1 pseudogene is annotated in these 279 nt (G+C 48.4%); it reads right to left on the bottom strand.

Features of this window, described 5'->3' with window-relative positions:
* Window positions 1-143: 143 nt before the first annotated feature.
* Window positions 144-279, bottom strand: a pseudogene (locus B3O33_RS16010) (peptidoglycan-binding protein); the annotation flags it as partial.

Genomic DNA, 279 nt, shown 5'->3' with positions numbered 1-279 from the left:
CTTCACGAAAGATATCGGCTGGCTGATTAACTTGTTGAACAAGTTTGGCAAAGGTAGCTGGCCCGACACCGGGAATACGCTGTAAAGCCAGCTGACATGCCAGGGACAGTTGCGAAGCGGAAAATCGATGCAAACTGTTTCCTTTATTCTGCGGAACGCACCTTGTCAAACAGGTGCATGGAGGTTGTTGCTTTCATCACGATGGCGTAACTTACTTTGTCATAAAGCTTGAAGACCATTGCTTCCCCGGCATGTTCATCCGGTAGGGTTACCATTGCT

Source organism: Methylophaga sp. UBA1464 (assembly GCF_002325665.1).
Lineage (GTDB): Bacteria > Pseudomonadota > Gammaproteobacteria > Nitrosococcales > Methylophagaceae > Methylophaga.
The sequence above is the reverse complement of the archived record's forward strand: the minus strand, read 5'-3'. Positions and strand labels throughout refer to the sequence as shown.